Below are 15,487 nucleotides of genomic sequence, written 5' to 3'. Positions count from 1 at the left end.
GATCCAACGCGTGTTTTGCAGGCTTGAGGTTGCTTGACGATCGCAAGCCTGCGTTCTACGATGGCTGGATGGACATCGAACCTCGCGTCGTCAAGCTGGAGGAATTTGCTGCCGTTACCGGAGAACGGCTGGCTCGGATCGAGGCGCGCCTTGAAGATATGGCTACCAAGGCCGACCTGGCGGAGTTGCGGGCCGAAGTCCACCGCAGCGCCAACGAAACCATCCGCTGGATCGTCGGCATGGGCATCGGCCTCGGCGTGGCCGGTATCACCATCATCACCTTCGTGCTCAACAACGCCACACCAAAAGTACCGCCGGCACCTGGCGCACCGATCACCATCTACACTCAACCCGCGCCAGCCACGCCGCAAGCACCGGGATCGGCCGCGCCACGGCAACCGTAGGTTTGCTCTGCTACACGGTCGCTGTCGCCAACTGCAAATCCTCGAGCGACGCCGGCTTGGTCAGGTGCAGGTCGAAACTGGCCGCATACGCGCGCTCCACGTCTTCCTTCTGGCCGTAGCCGGTCAGCGCCACCAGCCGCACCGCCCTGCCGCCGGCTTCGGCCCGGATCGCCCCGGCCAGCGCGTAGCCGTCCATGTCGGGCAGGCCGATGTCGAGAATGGCCACCTGCGGCATGTGCTCGCGCACGGCCGCCAGCGCTGCCGCACCGCTGTGGGCCGTGCGCACGGTGTGGCCCATCAGGGTCAGCAGTTCGGCGCCGGCGTTGGCGGCATCGACGTTGTCGTCCACCAGCAGCACATGCAATGCCGCCTGCGCCGCGTCAGTGCCGCCAGGCGCCACGGCTTCGGGCGCCGCCGCCAGCGGCAGCACCACCTCGAAACGGCTGCCCTCGCCCAGGCCGGCGCTGCTGGCCGTGACCTGGCCGCCATGCAGTTCCACGATCTTGCGCACGATCGCCAGGCCGAGACCGAGGCCGCCGGTACGGCGCGCCAGCGATTGCGGCGCCTGCTGGAACGGTTCGAACACGCGGGCCAGCAGCTCGGTATTCATGCCGATGCCGTCGTCGCTGACCACCAGCCGGGCGATGCCCTCGGCCGCGTCGGCGGTCAGCGTGACGTGCGTGGCGGTGCTGCCGAAGCGCGCGGCATTCGACAGCAGGTTGTTCATTACCTGGGTCAGGCGGCTGTCGTCGCCCTGCACCCACACCGACTGCGGCAGGCTGGACGACACCGGCTGGTCAGCCACTGCCGCCACCGCGTGGCGCACCACGTCGGCCAGGTTGAGCGGACGCACGTCGATCTGCAGCTTGCCGGAAATGATGCGCGAGACGTCGAGCAGGTCGTCCACCAGGCGCCGCAGGTGGTTGACCTGGCGCCGCATCACGCCGCGTTCGCGCCGGCTGGCCGTGTCGTTGCGCAGGTCGAGCAAATCGAGCGACGTGACGATGGGACTCAGGGGATTGCGCAGCTCGTGGCCCAGCACGGCCAGGAATTCATCCTTGGCACGGCCGGCCTGGCGCGCATCGGCCAGCGCCGCCTGGTGGCTGGTGAGGGCCTGGTTGAGCGAGTCGAGCAGCAGCTTGCGCTCATGCTCGCGGGTATTGCGCTGGGCGTCGGCCAGCGCCAACGCCCGGCTGATCTGTTCGACCTCGGTGATCGACGATGGCGACGGCGTGAGCGCAGCGCCCGAGCCAAGCGCGGCGGCGTTCTGCTGCAAGGCGCGGATGGTATCGACCAGCCGCGCCGCCAGCAGCGATGCCAGCGCCATCGCCACCAGCAGCGACACGGCAATGCCGGCGCCATACATGCCCAGTCCCTGCATGGAGGCGGCGGTCAATTGTTCGGCGGGCCGGCCCACGACCGCGAGCCAGTTAAAGTGCGACAAGGTGGTATAGGCGGTGACCATGTCGCGGCCCTCGGTGGTGCGGGCCGAGCCCACGCCTTCTGCGCCGTGCTGCGCCATCAGTTCGATCAGAGAGTCGCTGGGCGGGCCGCCCACGCTGCCATCCTGGTTGCGCGAGCGCGCCACCACCGCCTGGCTGCTGTCGCGAATTGCCGTCACCGCGCCGCCCAGCGCCTGTTGGCGGTCGAGCAGGCGCACCATGCGGTCGGGCCGGATCACGGCAGTCAGGATATACAGTTTGCCGGACGCGGTGATCACCGGCACCCGCACCGGGAACGCCGGCTGGCCGCGCTGGCCACGGGCAATACGGCCCACCACCGGCTGGCGCGTGGTAAGCGCTTCGCGCAGGCTGTCGGGATCGGCAATCGGTGCTGGAGGTACGCCGAATTCCGTCATGGTGCGCAGCAGCGGCTTGCCGGCCTGGTCGGTGAGGATCACGCCCAGCCATTCCGGCTGGGTTCTGACCAGCGCCCGGGCCACCTCGTGGAATGCGCGCAAGTCACCGTCCTGCAATTCCGGCGCCCGTCCCAGGCCGGTCAGAATGGCCACTGCGCTGTCGAGCTCGGCATCGGCGGCGCTGGACAGGGCCCGCGCCAGGTCCAGCATCAAGCGTTTTTGTTCGCGCTGCTGGTATTCGCTGGCGTTGTGGATGCTCCACGCACCGAGCAGCGCCAGCGGCAGCAGTCCGATCGCGGTGAGCATGATCAACAGGTGCCGCAGGGGCCAGGTACGCCGGGAACGAGGAAGCATGGAATCAGGGAGCACAAGGATCGAAAGTCGGTGCAGCAGTTTAACTTAAGATAACTGTTGTTGCACCTCTGCTCCGAATCGTCCCTTGGCGCGGTGCGCCATCCGCTAGTTACCGACGCCAGCAAGCACCGGCATTAATGGCACCTTGCAACGAACGCGCCGTGACGTGGCGCCATGTTCATCACATGTGCGCCGGTCTTGCCGGACATATCCCAGCCGCCCTCGCGCTCGAAGTCATCGAGTTCGGCGTCCAGCGGTCCCGGTGGCGCATCGCCGGCGTGCAGCCAGTGGTGCAAGATACTGAAATACATCTTGCCGATCAGGCGGTCGTCGTGCGCGGCCAAGGGACCGACCATGCCGGCGCCGGCCTCGAACGGCGCAAAGCGCAGCCGCACGGCGCCGTCGTCACAGTTGCCGTCATTGGCGGACAGGTGCACTTCTCCGCCGGTATCGATCCACAATACGTGCGCGCCAGCAAGGTCGTCCGCTTCGGCAATCAGGCGGCGCAGTTCGCCCATGGTGGTTGGTGTGGTCAGGTTCATGTCGATACTCCTTGTAGATGATCTCTCACATGCAGGGAGATTGTGCTCCTGCCCGAGGCCGGTTTGCGTAGGACGGACGCGTAGGGGCGAGTAGGAGTGGGGCAAGCAGCCATGTCGTCCATTGCCAGCAGGTGTCCACATAAAGATTTAAAACTTGCACAATTAAAATGGCTCTGAGACATTATCAGCGTATCCTGCCAACTGGATCCAAACCGACCACTGTAATGACATCGATGCCCAGCATATTCATTCGTCTGCGCCGCCGGCATGCCAGGGGATGGTTATGGGCCGTGTTTATGCTGCTCTGCCCGCCATGCGCCGCCGAGCAACTGGTGATCGACTATGTCATTTCCAACAGTCCCCAGCGCAGCGCCTGGCTCAGCATCATCGATCAGTTTGCCACCGCCAATCCCGACATCGAAGTCGTCAACAACGGCTTCCCGCAAGAGCAGTACAAGCGCAACTTCACCGCCCGGCTCAGGGAGGGCCATGCCGACCTGGCGTTCTGGTACGCGGGCGAACGCCTGCGCGATGCCGCCGGCCACGAGCTGCTGGTGCCGCTCGACGCCGGCATGCTGGCGCTCCTGGAAACCAAAAAATTCTTGCCCGGCACGCTGGACGGCACCCGCATCGAGGGCCATGTGTACGGCTTTCCGCTGTATTACTACGTGTGGGGTTTTATTTACCGCAAGTCACTGTTCCAGCAACTGGGCCTGCAAGCGCCCGCCACCTGGGACGAATTCCTGCAAGTGTGCGCGCGCCTGAAAGCGGCGCGCGTGACGCCGCTGGGCCTGGGCGCACGCAGCGCCTGGCCTGCGGCCGCCTGGTTCGACTACCTGAACCTGCGCATGAACGGCGCGGCGTTTCACCGCAAGCTGCTGCGCGGCGACATCGCTTTTACCGATGCCCGGGTCAGGCAGGTATTCGATACCTGGGGCGGCCTGCTGCGCAGCGATTACTTCTTTGCGCCCACCATCGACCAGGAGCATGAACGGGTGCTGCCCTATATGTACCGCAACCACGTGGGGATGATGCTGGCCGGCAGCTTCATCGCGGCCCGCTTTCCCAACGCCATCGCGCCCGACATGGGATTCTTTCCGTTCCCCGTGATGCGGCCCGGCCAGCCCGTCTATGAGGAAGCGCCGCTCGATGTGCTGGTACTGCCGGCGCGCGGCCGCCATCCCAAGGCGCGCAATCGCTTCCTGGCGTTCCTGGCCGAAGGCGACGCGCTGCGCCGCATCGCCGAGGCCGACCAGACCCTGGCGCCGCAGGCAGGCGCCACGTCACCGGCCGTGCTGCTGGGCGAGGCCACCGCCGCCGTCTGGCGCCGGGCGGCCGGCCACACCTACTTCTTCGACCGCGATGCGAGGGCCGACCTGGTGGCGCCCACCTACGACAACCTGCGCCGCTTCCTCGAGCCGCCCCATGATATCGATCAGACGTTGCGGCGGATCGAGGCGGCGCGCGGGAAGCTACGCTAACCAGGACTATTCCGCAAACGTCTGCGCCACCAGGTTGCGCAGCCACTGGCTGCCCGCATCCTGGCTGTAGCGCCGGTGCCAGAACAGCCGGGTCTGCAAGGTTGGCAGCGCCAGCGGCGGTCGCACGTACGCGAGCTGGAATGGCGCGGCCGCGCGCTGCGCCAGCTTCTCCGGCACCGTCACCACCAGGTCGGTGCTGCCGACGATGTAGGGCACGGCCGTAAAGTGCGGTACCTGGAACGTGGTGGCCGCGCGCACGCCGGCCTCTTCCAGCAGCGCGTTGATGCGGTCGTACGGACTTTCGGACGATGCCACCACCAGGTGCTCGGCCGCCAGGAAGCGTTTGAGCGTGGGCGTGCCACGGGCCAGCGCGTGGCCCTGGCGGAACATGGTCACGTACTCCTGCTCGAACAGCCGCCGCTGGTACAGCGATGCCGACACGTCATCAAAAGCGCCGATGGCCAGGTCCACCCTGCCCGCCTCCATCTCGGTCTTGAGGTCGATGGCGCCGGCGCGCACGGTACTGACCTGGACCTGGGGCGCGCGCCGGCGCAGCAGCTCGATCAGCACCGGCATGAAATACACCTCGCCCACGTCGGTCATGGCCAGGCGGAAGTGGCGCGCGCTGGCGGCGGCGTCGAACGCCTGCGGCGCGTTCACTGCTTCAGAGATGCTGGCCAGGGCGCCGGCTACCGGATCGGCCAGTTGTTCGGCAAACGGCGTCGGCTGCATGCCCTGCGCGGTGCGCACGAACAGTTCGTCATCGAACGTGCGCCGCAGCCGCCCCAGCGCATTGCTGACCGCCGATTGCGTCAGGTGCAGGCGCCTGGCGGCCAGCGAAATCTGCCGCTCGCGGTACACCTCGTGGAAGACCACCAGCAAGTTGAGGTCGATATTGCGGATGTCGATCATGTGCGGTTCCGGGGTAGTAAGGGCTCGGCCACAGGCTACCATTATTTACATCATAAATAGTCTCTATTTATTCATTTACCTCGTAAAACCCTGCTCAACGTTTTACAGTGGTGCAAAAAACATGATCACGGAGACCGCCATGACCGCCACCTACCAATCCGGCTTCGGCAACGAATTCGCCACCGAGGCCCTGCCCGGCGCGCTGCCCGCGCACCGCAACTCGCCGCAGAATGCCGCCTACGGGCTGTATGCCGAACAGGTATCGGGCACCGCTTTCACGGCGCCGCGCAGCCACAACCGGCGCTCGTGGTTGTACCGCATCCGCCCCGCCGCCATGCACCAGCCATTCCAGCGCCTCGACAACGGCCGCATCGTGGCCGACTTCGGCCTCGAGGAGACGCCGCCGAACCAGCTGCGCTGGGATCCGCTGCCAATGCCGGAGCAGCCCACCGACTTCATCGACGGCTGGGTGACCATGGCGGGCAATGGTTCGGCCGCGTCGCAATCGGGCTGCTCGATCCACCTGTACGCCGCCAACCGCGATATGGCTGGCCGCTATTTCTACTCGGCCGACGGCGAACTGCTGATCGTGCCGCAGCAAGGCCGGCTGCTGCTGCGCACCGAGCTGGGTGTGCTGGACATCGCGCCGCAGGAGATTGCCGTGATCCCGCGCGGCATCCGCTTCCAGGTGCTGCTGCCGGATGGCGCGGCGCGCGGCTATATTTGCGAGAATTTCGGCGCCCTGCTGCGCCTGCCCGACCTGGGGCCGATCGGCTCGAACGGCCTGGCCAATCCGCGCGACTTCCTGACGCCTTGCGCGCACTACGAGGATATCGAAGGCAACTTTGAACTGGTGGCCAAGTTCTGCGGCAACCTCTGGCGCGCCGCCATCGGTCATTCGCCGCTCGACGTGGTGGCCTGGCATGGCAACTACGCGCCGTACAAATACGACCTGCGCCATTTCAACACCATCGGTTCGATCAGCCACGACCATCCCGATCCGTCGATTTTCCTGGTCCTGCAGTCGCCAAGCGACACGCCCGGCGTGGACAACCTCGACTTCGTGATCTTCCCGCCGCGCTGGCTGGTAGCCGAGGACACGTTCCGTCCACCCTGGTTCCACCGCAACGTGGCCAGCGAGTTCATGGGACTGATCCACGGCCAGTACGACGCCAAGTCCACCGGCTTTCGTCCCGGCGGCGCCAGCCTGCACAACTGCATGAGCGGCCACGGCCCGGACGCGCCAACGTTCGAAAAAGCCAGCGCCAGCGACACCAGCGTGCCGCACAAGGTCGATGACACCATGGCCTTCATGTTCGAGACGCGCCACGTGATCCACCCCACCGCCCAGGCGCTGGCGTCGCCCCAGCTGCAACCCGACTACGCGCAGTGCTGGATGGGCATGCGCAAGCGCTTCGATCCAGTGCGCGCGAACTTATAACGCTTCCGCATATACCAGCCGCGCCGGCACTTTCAGTTCGACCACGGTGCCCTGGCCGGCGGCGCCGCCGATCTCGAGCGCGGCGCCCACCCGGCGCGCACGCTCGCGCATGCCCACCAGGCCGAAATGGCGGTCCTTGAGACGCTCGCGGACTTCCGCCTCGTCGAGGCCGCGGCCGTTGTCGTCCACGGTCAGCACCAGGGCGTCGTCGCCATAGCCGATGCGCGCGGTCACCTTGCTGGCATGCGCGTGCTGGAAGGCGTTGCGCAGCGCTTCCTGGGCGATGGCGCACAGCTCTTCCTGCACCGGTGGCGACAGCGCCCGCGCCGTGCCATCGATCATCAGTTCGAACCCGGTCGCCTCGTGCACGACGGCAAGGCTGGCGCCGCATTGGCGCAGTTGCTGTTCGAGATCGAGCCCGCTGCGCAATTGCTGGACCTGGTCGCGGCCTTCCTCGATGGCGCGGTCGGCCTCGTCGAGGATCGCTTCGAGCCGGGTACGCGGCTCGCTGCCTTCCGGCAGCTTGGTCAGTACCGAGTACACGCGCAGCACCAGCGCCTGCACGCTTTGCAGGAAGGTGTCGTGCAGGGTGCGGGCGATGCGTTCGCGCTCGTCCATGCGCACCTGCAACTGGCTGGCGATGGCGGCCGTGGCTTTTTGCAGGCGGTATCGCCAGGCGCCATACAGCGCCAGCAGCGCCAAAGCCACGCACAGCAGCTGGAACCACCAGGTTTGCACGACCGTGGGCGCGATCTCGATCTGCATCGAGGCCACGACATCGCTGGCCATGCCGTCTTCGTTGGCCGCGCGCACGCTGAAGTTGTAGCGGCCCGGTCCCACGTTGGTGTAGTAGGCGGCGCGGCGGGTGCCGGCATCCTCCCACTGCTGGTCCACGCCGTCGAGCTCGTACTGGAACTGCATGCCTTCCGGCTTGCGCAAGCCGGGAGCGGTGTACTGGATATTGAAATTGTGCGAGTCGGGCGGCAGGCGCAGCACGGCCGCCGCCGGGTAGGCGCCCTGGTCGGTATTCACGCGCAGCAGTTGCACGATGGGCTTGACGGTATTGGCGCGCAACGCCTTGGTATCGAGCCGCACCAGGCCGCCGGTAGCGCGCAGCCACAACACGCCGTTGCCCATGTTATAGATCGAGGTTTGCCGGTTGCCCACGGCAGCGCGCCCCGGATAGCCTTCGAGCGCATCGATCAGTTCGTACACCAGCGGGATCGATGGCTGGCGCATCGAGTTTTCCCAGTCGCTGCGCCGGATATGCACCAGGCCCCGGGCGCCGTTCAGCCAGCGGTCGCCATCGGGCGTGACGGCCATGCCACTGACCATGCGCAGCGCCTCCGCATTGAGCGGACCCAGCTGCACGAAGCGGTTGTCGCGCATGACGACGATGCCGCGCTCGCCGCCCACCACCAGTTGCTGCCCCGGAAAAATACCGGTCTCCAGCCCGACCGCAGCGATGTCGTACCGGGTCGATTTTCCGTTGTCGTACAAGGTCAGGCCGCCGTCGTTGTGGCTGAGCCAGAGCTGGCCCGGACCGCCGGCCGCCGACATATAGATGCGCTGCGGCAGGTTGAACTCGCCGCGCGACAGCCAGCGGCCGTCTTTCAGGCCCATCAGGCTGGTCTGCAAGGCCGCCATCCACAGCGTGTTGCCGTCGTCGAGCACGCCCAGCACGGTGAGATCGACCGGCTTGCCGCCGGGCGCTGGCAGCGCAATGTTGCTCGATTTTCCCTGGTAAATCCGTTCGATGTTGCGCGTGCCGGCGATCAGCACGGCGCCGTCGCGGTCGCGGGCCAGCGAAATGCCGCTGCGGTGCGGATCGCGCACGGCCACGCCATCGGCGCCGATGGTCCAGATGCCGCGCGTGGCCCAGTCGGCCAACCACAGCTTGCCGTCATCGTCACGCGTCACGCTGAGCTCGCCGCTGGCGCCCGCAATCCTGGCAGGGATCAGCTTGTTTTCGCGGAAGCGGTCGAGCCCCGACCGGGTGGACACCCAGAGATTGCCTTCGCGGTCTTCCAGCATGCCGCTGGTGGCAACGTCCGTCAATTGCCAGGCCTGGTCCAGGCGATCCGTGGCCTGTTGTGCGGGATTGATCGGCCGGTTGGGCAGGCTGCCGGCACGGGCCACGCGGCAAACGCCCTGCGGGCACAGCAGCATCCATAAATTGCCATCTCGGTCGAACTGGGCCACTTCGCGCGATTCCGACTGGTTGAAGTCCGGCGACCGCGGCATCTGCTGCCCCGGCGCGGGCATCGGCACCGGGCGCAAGTTGCGGCTGTCATCGACGGCCCACAAGCGGCCATCGGGCGACTGCAGCAGCCGACCGCCCATGCCCGGCCCCTCCACCCGCAGCAGTTTCTTCGCTTCGCGGTCATAGCGGTACAGGGCATGGCGGGTCGATGCCCACACCCGGTCGTACTAGCACCTGGTTCAGCTTGAGCGGATAGCGTTCGAAGGTGACACCGTCGAACCGGTACAAGCCATCGGGGGTGCCGAGCCACAGCCAGCCGTCGCGGGTTTGCGCCATGCACTGGATGTCGGACGGCACGCCATCTTTCTGGGTCCAGCTGGTGCGATTGAGGTCTTCCAGGCGGATGTCAGGATTGAGGGCGTAAGCAACATGCCACGACCAGAGCAGCGCCAGTCCGGCCAACAGCTTCCAGCAATATCCGCGCATGACTATCCTTGGGAGCAAAGGATTGATTCTAATTCGACAGCCGGTTTTGGCGGTATGCCTTTAGGCGGAGGTGATTGGGAATACAACGGTTGGCTATGCATTCACCGGGGCGCGATCCGTGAAATCCGCCATTGGCAAGATGTAGTCGGGATACCGTTCGCGCAAGCTGTCCAGTTCGGTCAAGGTGCCGGACAGGTGGCGCCGTACCCACTGCTGGGCGCCGGCCGGGTCGCCGGCGGCGATCGCTTGCGCGATGCCGGTGTGTTCTTCCAGCACGGTCTGGGCCTTGCCGTTGACGGGCACGTGCAGCCGCCGCAAGCGGTCGAGGTTGCCGCTGGCGCCCCGGATCATGTGCCACACGCTCATCAGCTGGGCAGCGTGGTACATGGTCTTGTGGAATTCCTGGTCGAACAGGATGAATCCGCCGATATCGTCTGCCTGCAGGCACGCGCGCTGCTTGATCACGGCGCCCATCAATAGTTTGTCGATGTCGGCACTGCGGGTGCTGGCCAGCCCGTGCACAATTTCCAGTTCGACCGACAACCGCAGCACGTGGGCCTGGCGCGCCGAGTCGAGGTCGATGGCGCGCACGCGCGTCAAATGCTGCGGGAAAATTTCCACCAACCCTTCTTTTTCCAGCCGCGACAATGCATCGCGCACCGGCATCGGCGACAGGTCGAGCGCTTCCGCTACCTGGGTGCGCGACAGCGACGTGCCCGGTTCCAGCGCAAGCGTGACGATGGCCTCGCGCAAATGTTCATAGACCTGGGAAGCGGCGCTGCGCGAACGGTCGAGGCGGAACGAAGCGGTCAGGCTTTCTAAACTCATTGTGGGGCGTCAAAGTTGGTCGCGGAGGCGCCGATTCTAGCATGGCGCCCCGGGCACAGGCCCCGCGCGGCTAGGCGATTGCCGATTGCGGCGTGCGGTGGCGAAACAACATTGCATGTTGAAACCTTCAAATTTCGATGGCGTGCGCGGCAAAACATGCGTTACACTCGACTCCGTTACCTAGGATCCCAGCTCAACTTTCTTGGATTAAAACTCATATGCGTCAATCAAAAACCCCGGTTATTACCGAAATGCAAGTTATCCCTGTTGCCGGCTACGACAGCATGTTGCTGAACCTGTGCGGCGCCCATGCGCCCTGGTTCACCCGCATCCTGGTCTTGCTCAAGGACAGTTCGGGCCACACCGGCATGGGCGAAGTGCCCGGCTCGGCCGGCATCCTGCGCGCGCTGGAAAAAGCCGTGCCGCTCGTGGTCGGCACCGAGGTCGGCCGCTACAACCGCACCCTGAATACCATGCGCGCCGCGATTGCCGGCAAGGACAACCACCAGATCACCAATGCCGGCGAACAGGCGGTCATGAAGCAGCCGCATGAAATCAACCTGCGCCTGGAAAACGTGGTGACGGCGGTGGAAGCCGGCCTGCTCGACCTGCTGGGCCAGCACCTCGGTGTGCCCGTATGCGAACTGCTCGGCGTTGGCCAGCAGCGCACCCACGTGCCGATGCTCGCCTACCTGTTCTACATCGGCGACCGCCAGCGCACCGACCTGCCCTACCTGTCCGGTGACGGCCAGCAAGGCTGGTACGGCCTGCGCCACCAGGAGGCGCTGACACCGGAAGCGATTGCCGACCTGGCATCGGCCAGCGTGGAGCGCTATGGCTTCCGCGATTTCAAACTGAAGGGCGGCGTGATGCGCCCGGAAGAAGAAATTGCGGCGGTAGCGGCGATCAAAGCGCGCTTCCCCGACGCCCGCGCCACGCTCGACCCCAACGGCGCCTGGTCGCTGGAGCAGGCGATTGCCGCCTGCTGCGGCCAGGGCCACGTGCTGGCCTACGCGGAGGACCCGTGCGGTCCCGAAAACGGTTACTCGGGCCGCGAGATCATGGCTGAGTTCAAGCGCGCCACCGGCATTGCGACCGCCACCAACATGGTCGCGACCGATTGGCGCCAGATGGCCCATTCGCACCTGCTGGGTGCAGTGGACATTCCGCTGGCCGATCCGCACTTCTGGACCATGCAGGGTTCGGTACGGCTGGCGCAGCTGTGCCACGAATGGGGCCTGACCTGGGGTTCGCACTCGAACAACCATTTCGACGTGTCGCTGGCGATGTTCACCCACGTGGCCGCCGCCGCGCCCGGCAAAATCACGGCCATCGACACCCACTGGATCTGGCAGGAAGGCCAGGAACGGCTCACGCAAGAACCGCTGCAAATCGTCGGCGGCCAGGTGACGGTGCCGGGCCGGCCGGGCCTGGGCATCACGCCCGACATGGAACGGATTCACGCCGCCCACGAACTGTACAAGCGCGTAGCCGGCGGCGCCCGCGACGATGCCGCCGCCATGCGTTACCTCGTGCCGGGCTGGACTTACGATCCGAAGCAGCCTAGCTTCAAACGCTGATGTTCACACCGTGGATGCCTTCGGGCTTTCCTCACCGCGGACGTCGCCGACATGGACGGAATCATGCCTGCTGAAAAAAAGGGGTCAGTACCTTGACCAGGACTTCCGGCGTCGACTCCTCCCATGCGTTGCCATCGATGGTGCGCCCTGTAGCAACCCCATCTGCAGAGAGCTCGAAAAATACCGGGATCGAGTCGAATTGCGGCAGATGCAGATCAAGCTGGCCGAGAAGGATTTCAAGATCGCCGCGCTCACGCACGAGCTGGCCTACTATCGGCGAGCACGTTTCGGCAAGGCCAGCGAAGCGCTCGTCGGCGAGCAACGGCTGCTGTTCGAGGAAACGGTCAATACCGACCTGGCCGCCATCGAGGAAGAGCTCGAAAGCCAGGCGCCGGCCAAGCGGCAACGTCAGCGCGCAGGTCGCCAGCCGCTGCCGCCTGAGCTGCCCCGCATTGAACACCGCCACGAGCCCGAGTCGTGCCAGTGCGGCCAGTGCGGCGCCGACCTGGTCAAGATCGGCGAGGACGTCAGCGAGCAACTGGACGTGGAGCCGGCGCGCTTCTTCGTGCATCGCCATATTCGTCCGCAGTATGCGTGCCGTCCATGCGAGACGGTGACGGCCGCGCTGATCCCGGCGGCCGTCATCGATGGCGGCTTGGCGGCCACCGGCCTGCTGGCATGGGTAACTGCCAGCAAGTATCTCGACCATCTGCCTTTGTTCCGGATCGAGCAGATCGCCGCGCGCCAGGGCGTGCCGCTGGCACGCTCGACGCTGGCCGAGTGGATCGGGCGCATCGGCGTGGCGCTGCAGCCGCTGGCCAACCGGCTGGCCGAACTACTGCGGCAACATGACTGCCTGCATGCCGATGAAACGCCGGTGCGCCAGCTTGACCCTGGCAGCGGCAAGACACGCCACGCCTACCTGTGGGCTTATCGATCCGGCGTCCATGACCATGGCCCACCTATCGTCGTCTTCGACTACCAGATCAGCCGCGCCGACGCCCACGCGCGCGCCTTCCTGCATGGCTGGCGCGGCCACCTGATGGTGGACGACTACGCCGGTTACAAGGCCTGTTCGCCGACGGCCCGACCGAACTGGCCTGCCTGGCCCATATCCGACGCAAATTCTTCGACGTGCACGCCGCCAACGGCAGCCCCGTTGCCGAGGAGGCGTTGCACCGCATCGCGGCGCTGTACGTGATCGAGCAGCAAGGCGCCGGACTCGATCCGCCGCAGCGCCTGGCGCTGCGCCAGCGCCAGGCCATGCCAGCGCTGCCCGGCGCTGGAGCGCTATGCCAGCTCTGGCACGCTGCCGATCGACAACAACCCGATCGAAAACGCCATCCGTCCGATTGCTATCGGCAAGAAAAACTGGCTCTTCACCGGATCGGAGCGGGCCGGCCGTCGTGCCGCCGCGATACAGAGTCTGTTTGCTACGGCCAAGCTCAACGGACTAGATCCCGCGCGCTGGCTGGCCGATGTACTGGAACGTCTCCCGACGTGCCCCAACAGCCAGATCGACTCGCTGCTGCCATTCCCGGACTTTATCCAAACCTAAGTACGCTGTACAGGTGGGGCGGCTGGCTGCTTACGGTATACGCTGCTCCCGAGCAAATTCAGCACAGTAGCAATACCATCATGAATACCATCAACCGCGCTGCTTACGAATGCCTGTGCTTGCGAACCATCGCTGCCCGAAAATGAAAAAGCCCCTGAAAATCAGGGGCTTGGAAGGATCAGTCTGCCAGCGGTTGCCGGCCTCTGCCGACTAGAAAATCATTCCCACTCAATCGTTGCAGGTGGCTTACCAGAAATGTCATAAACGACGCGATTGATACCACGCACTTCATTGATGATCCTGTTGGAAACCTTACCCAACAACGCATGCGGCAGATGCGCCCAGTGCGCCGTCATGAAGTCCTGCGTCTGCACCGCGCGCAAGGCCACCACGTATTCATAAGTACGGCCATCGCCCATCACACCCACCGATTTCACCGGCAGGAACACCGCAAACGCCTGCGACGTCGCTTCGTACCAGTTCTTCGGCAGGTTGTCGCTATCGACGGCCTGGCCGGCGATGAACTCGTATGGGGTGTTGCGCAGTTCTTCAATGAAGATCGCGTCGGCGCGGCGCAGCAGGTCGGCGAAGTCTTTCTTCACTTCGCCGAGGATACGCACGCCGAGGCCAGGGCCCGGGAACGGATGACGATAAACCATGTCGTGCGGCAGGCCCAGTGCCACGCCCAGCTTGCGCACTTCGTCCTTGAACAGTTCGCGCAGCGGTTCCAGCAACGACAACTTCATGTGTTCCGGCAGGCCGCCCACGTTGTGGTGGCTCTTGATGGTCTGGCCCTTCTTACCCTTGCCGGCCGACTCGATCACGTCCGGGTAAATCGTGCCTTGCGCCAGCCATTTGGCGTTGACCAGTTTGCCCGATTCGGCATTGAATACTTCGACGAACTCGCGGCCGATGATCTTGCGCTTCTGCTCAGGATCGGCAACGCCGGCCAGGTGGCCCATGAACTGGTCTTCGGCATCAATGCGGATGACTTTGACGCCCAGGTTCTTGGCGAACATGTCCATGACCATCTTGCCTTCGTCGAGGCGCAGCAGGCCGTGATCGACGAACACGCAAGTCAGCTGGTCGCCGATGGCGCGGTGGATCAGCGCGGCAGCGACGGACGAATCGACGCCGCCGGACAGGCCGAGGATCACTTCATCGGTGCCGACTTGCGCGCGGATTTTCTCGACCGCTTCGGTGATGTAGTCGGGCATGTTCCAGTCGGCCTTGCAGCCGCAGATCTCGTGCACGAAACGGCCCAGCATGGCCTTGCCCTGCACCGTGTGCGTGACTTCCGGGTGCCATTGCACGCCGTAGAAGTGCTTTTCTTCGTTGGCCATGGCGGCGATCGGGCAGCTCGGGGTGTTGCCCATCAGGACGAAGCCTGGCGGCATTTCCAGGACCTTGTCGCCGTGGCTCATCCAGACCTTGAGCATGCCGTGGCCTTCCTCGGTGACGAAGTCGTTGATGCCGTCGAGCAGCTTGGTGTGGCTGCGGGCGCGCACTTCGGCGTAGCCGAATTCACGCACCAGGCCGTTTTCGACCTTGCCGCCCAGTTGCGCGGCCATGGTTTGCATGCCGTAGCAGATGCCCAGTACCGGCACGCCCAGTTCGAACACGGCGGCAGGCGCCTGCGGGGCATCGCCTTCCAGGGTGGAGCTGTGGCTGCCCGACAGGATCACGCCGGCGGCGCCGTAGTTGCGGACGAATTCGTCGCTGACGTCATACGGGAACACTTCCGAGAACACGCCGGAATCGCGCACGCGGCGCGCGATCAGCTGGGTTACTTGGGAGCCGAAATCGAGAATGAGGATTTTTGAGTGCATAGGATAGGTAC

Annotated in this window: 11 protein-coding genes and 1 pseudogene; 5 read left to right on the top strand and 7 right to left on the bottom strand. The window is 65.2% G+C overall.

Annotated features, from left to right (window positions below):
* Positions 1-68 precede the first annotated feature (68 nt).
* Complete coding sequence (locus tag ASF04_RS18370; protein ID WP_156368700.1) at positions 69-404, top strand: hypothetical protein; 336 nt, start codon at positions 69-71, stop codon at positions 402-404.
* Positions 405-414: 10 nt separating this feature from the next.
* Here ASF04_RS18370 and ASF04_RS18365 read toward each other — a convergent pair whose 3' ends face one another.
* Together ASF04_RS18365 and ASF04_RS18360 are read right to left on the bottom strand one after the other, a co-directional pair.
* Positions 415-2,568 carry an ATP-binding protein gene (locus tag ASF04_RS18365; RefSeq protein WP_229205110.1) on the bottom strand — a complete coding sequence of 718 codons (2,154 nt, stop codon included), beginning with the start codon at positions 2,566-2,568 and terminating at the stop codon, positions 415-417.
* 182 nt (positions 2,569-2,750) lie between these two features.
* Entirely contained in the window at positions 2,751-3,158 is a 408-nt protein-coding gene (locus ASF04_RS18360) for a hypothetical protein (RefSeq protein WP_056144872.1), read from the bottom strand.
* Between the two features lie 296 nt (positions 3,159-3,454).
* Here ASF04_RS18360 and ASF04_RS18355 point away from each other — a divergent pair, with 296 nt between their 5' ends.
* The gene (locus ASF04_RS18355) at positions 3,455-4,639 is read left to right on the top strand and encodes an ABC transporter substrate-binding protein (protein WP_056144869.1); all 1,185 of its coding nucleotides are present in this window, start codon (positions 3,455-3,457) and stop codon (positions 4,637-4,639) included.
* Positions 4,640-4,645: 6 nt separating this feature from the next.
* On the opposite strand, the gene ASF04_RS18350 is transcribed toward ASF04_RS18355, so the two are convergent.
* On the bottom strand, positions 4,646-5,551 hold the full coding sequence (locus ASF04_RS18350) for a LysR family transcriptional regulator (protein WP_056144868.1): 906 nt from the start codon (positions 5,549-5,551) through the stop codon (positions 4,646-4,648).
* Positions 5,552-5,690: 139 nt separating this feature from the next.
* On the opposite strand from ASF04_RS18350, the gene hmgA reads away from it, so the two are divergent.
* The gene (gene hmgA, locus ASF04_RS18345) at positions 5,691-6,992 is read left to right on the top strand and encodes a homogentisate 1,2-dioxygenase (RefSeq protein ID WP_373922147.1); all 1,302 of its coding nucleotides are present in this window, start codon (positions 5,691-5,693) and stop codon (positions 6,990-6,992) included.
* Here the strand turns inward: hmgA and ASF04_RS18340 are convergent.
* The 3 genes from ASF04_RS18340 to ASF04_RS18330 all read right to left on the bottom strand — a co-directional run bounded on the left by ASF04_RS18340 (position 6,987) and on the right by ASF04_RS18330 (position 10,509).
* Positions 6,987-9,413, bottom strand: a complete 2,427-nt coding sequence (locus ASF04_RS18340) for a sensor histidine kinase (RefSeq protein WP_056144862.1) — start codon at positions 9,411-9,413, stop codon at positions 6,987-6,989. The genes hmgA and ASF04_RS18340 overlap by 6 nt on opposite strands.
* Positions 9,376-9,681 carry a hypothetical protein gene (locus ASF04_RS18335; protein WP_056144859.1) on the bottom strand — a complete coding sequence of 102 codons (306 nt, stop codon included), beginning with the start codon at positions 9,679-9,681 and terminating at the stop codon, positions 9,376-9,378. The genes ASF04_RS18340 and ASF04_RS18335 overlap by 38 nt, the downstream gene beginning before the upstream one ends.
* A 93-nt stretch (positions 9,682-9,774) precedes the next feature.
* Positions 9,775-10,509: a GntR family transcriptional regulator gene (locus ASF04_RS18330; RefSeq protein WP_056144856.1), complete on the bottom strand. Its 735-nt coding sequence runs from the start codon at positions 10,507-10,509 to the stop codon at positions 9,775-9,777.
* Between the two features lie 218 nt (positions 10,510-10,727).
* Between ASF04_RS18330 and ASF04_RS18325 the strand changes: the two genes are divergently transcribed.
* Both ASF04_RS18325 and ASF04_RS18320 read left to right on the top strand, forming a co-directional pair.
* Positions 10,728-12,089: an enolase C-terminal domain-like protein gene (locus tag ASF04_RS18325; protein ID WP_056144854.1), complete on the top strand. Its 1,362-nt coding sequence runs from the start codon at positions 10,728-10,730 to the stop codon at positions 12,087-12,089.
* Between the two features lie 208 nt (positions 12,090-12,297).
* Positions 12,298-13,647: pseudogene (locus ASF04_RS18320) on the top strand (IS66 family transposase).
* Positions 13,648-13,865: 218 nt separating this feature from the next.
* Here the strand turns inward: ASF04_RS18320 and guaA are convergent.
* On the bottom strand, positions 13,866-15,476 hold the full coding sequence (gene guaA / locus ASF04_RS18315) for a glutamine-hydrolyzing GMP synthase (protein WP_056144852.1): 1,611 nt from the start codon (positions 15,474-15,476) through the stop codon (positions 13,866-13,868).
* Positions 15,477-15,487: the final 11 nt, after the last annotated feature.

This window comes from Duganella sp. Leaf61 (genome assembly GCF_001421905.1).
GTDB classification, from domain to species: domain Bacteria; phylum Pseudomonadota; class Gammaproteobacteria; order Burkholderiales; family Burkholderiaceae_D; genus Rugamonas; species Rugamonas zoogloeoides.
This window is presented reverse-complemented; position numbering and strand designations above follow the sequence as displayed.

Bases quoted from the DNA above. Each gene is read 5' to 3' on its own strand.
- ASF04_RS18330 (WP_056144856.1), bottom strand. From the start codon at position 10,509: ATGAGTTTAGAAAGCCTGACCGCTTCGTTCCGCCTCGACCGTTCGCGC.
- ASF04_RS18335 (WP_056144859.1), bottom strand. From the start codon at position 9,681: ATGCGCGGATATTGCTGGAAGCTGTTGGCCGGACTGGCGCTGCTCTGG.
- hmgA (WP_373922147.1), top strand. From the start codon at position 5,691: ATGACCGCCACCTACCAATCCGGCTTCGGCAACGAATTCGCCACCGAG.
- ASF04_RS18365 (WP_229205110.1), bottom strand. From the start codon at position 2,568: ATGCTCACCGCGATCGGACTGCTGCCGCTGGCGCTGCTCGGTGCGTGG.
- ASF04_RS18355 (WP_056144869.1), top strand. From the start codon at position 3,455: ATGCTGCTCTGCCCGCCATGCGCCGCCGAGCAACTGGTGATCGACTAT.
- ASF04_RS18370 (WP_156368700.1), top strand. From the start codon at position 69: ATGGACATCGAACCTCGCGTCGTCAAGCTGGAGGAATTTGCTGCCGTT.
- ASF04_RS18360 (WP_056144872.1), bottom strand. From the start codon at position 3,158: ATGAACCTGACCACACCAACCACCATGGGCGAACTGCGCCGCCTGATT.
- ASF04_RS18350 (WP_056144868.1), bottom strand. From the start codon at position 5,551: ATGATCGACATCCGCAATATCGACCTCAACTTGCTGGTGGTCTTCCAC.
- guaA (WP_056144852.1), bottom strand. From the start codon at position 15,476: ATGCACTCAAAAATCCTCATTCTCGATTTCGGCTCCCAAGTAACCCAG.
- ASF04_RS18325 (WP_056144854.1), top strand. From the start codon at position 10,728: ATGCGTCAATCAAAAACCCCGGTTATTACCGAAATGCAAGTTATCCCT.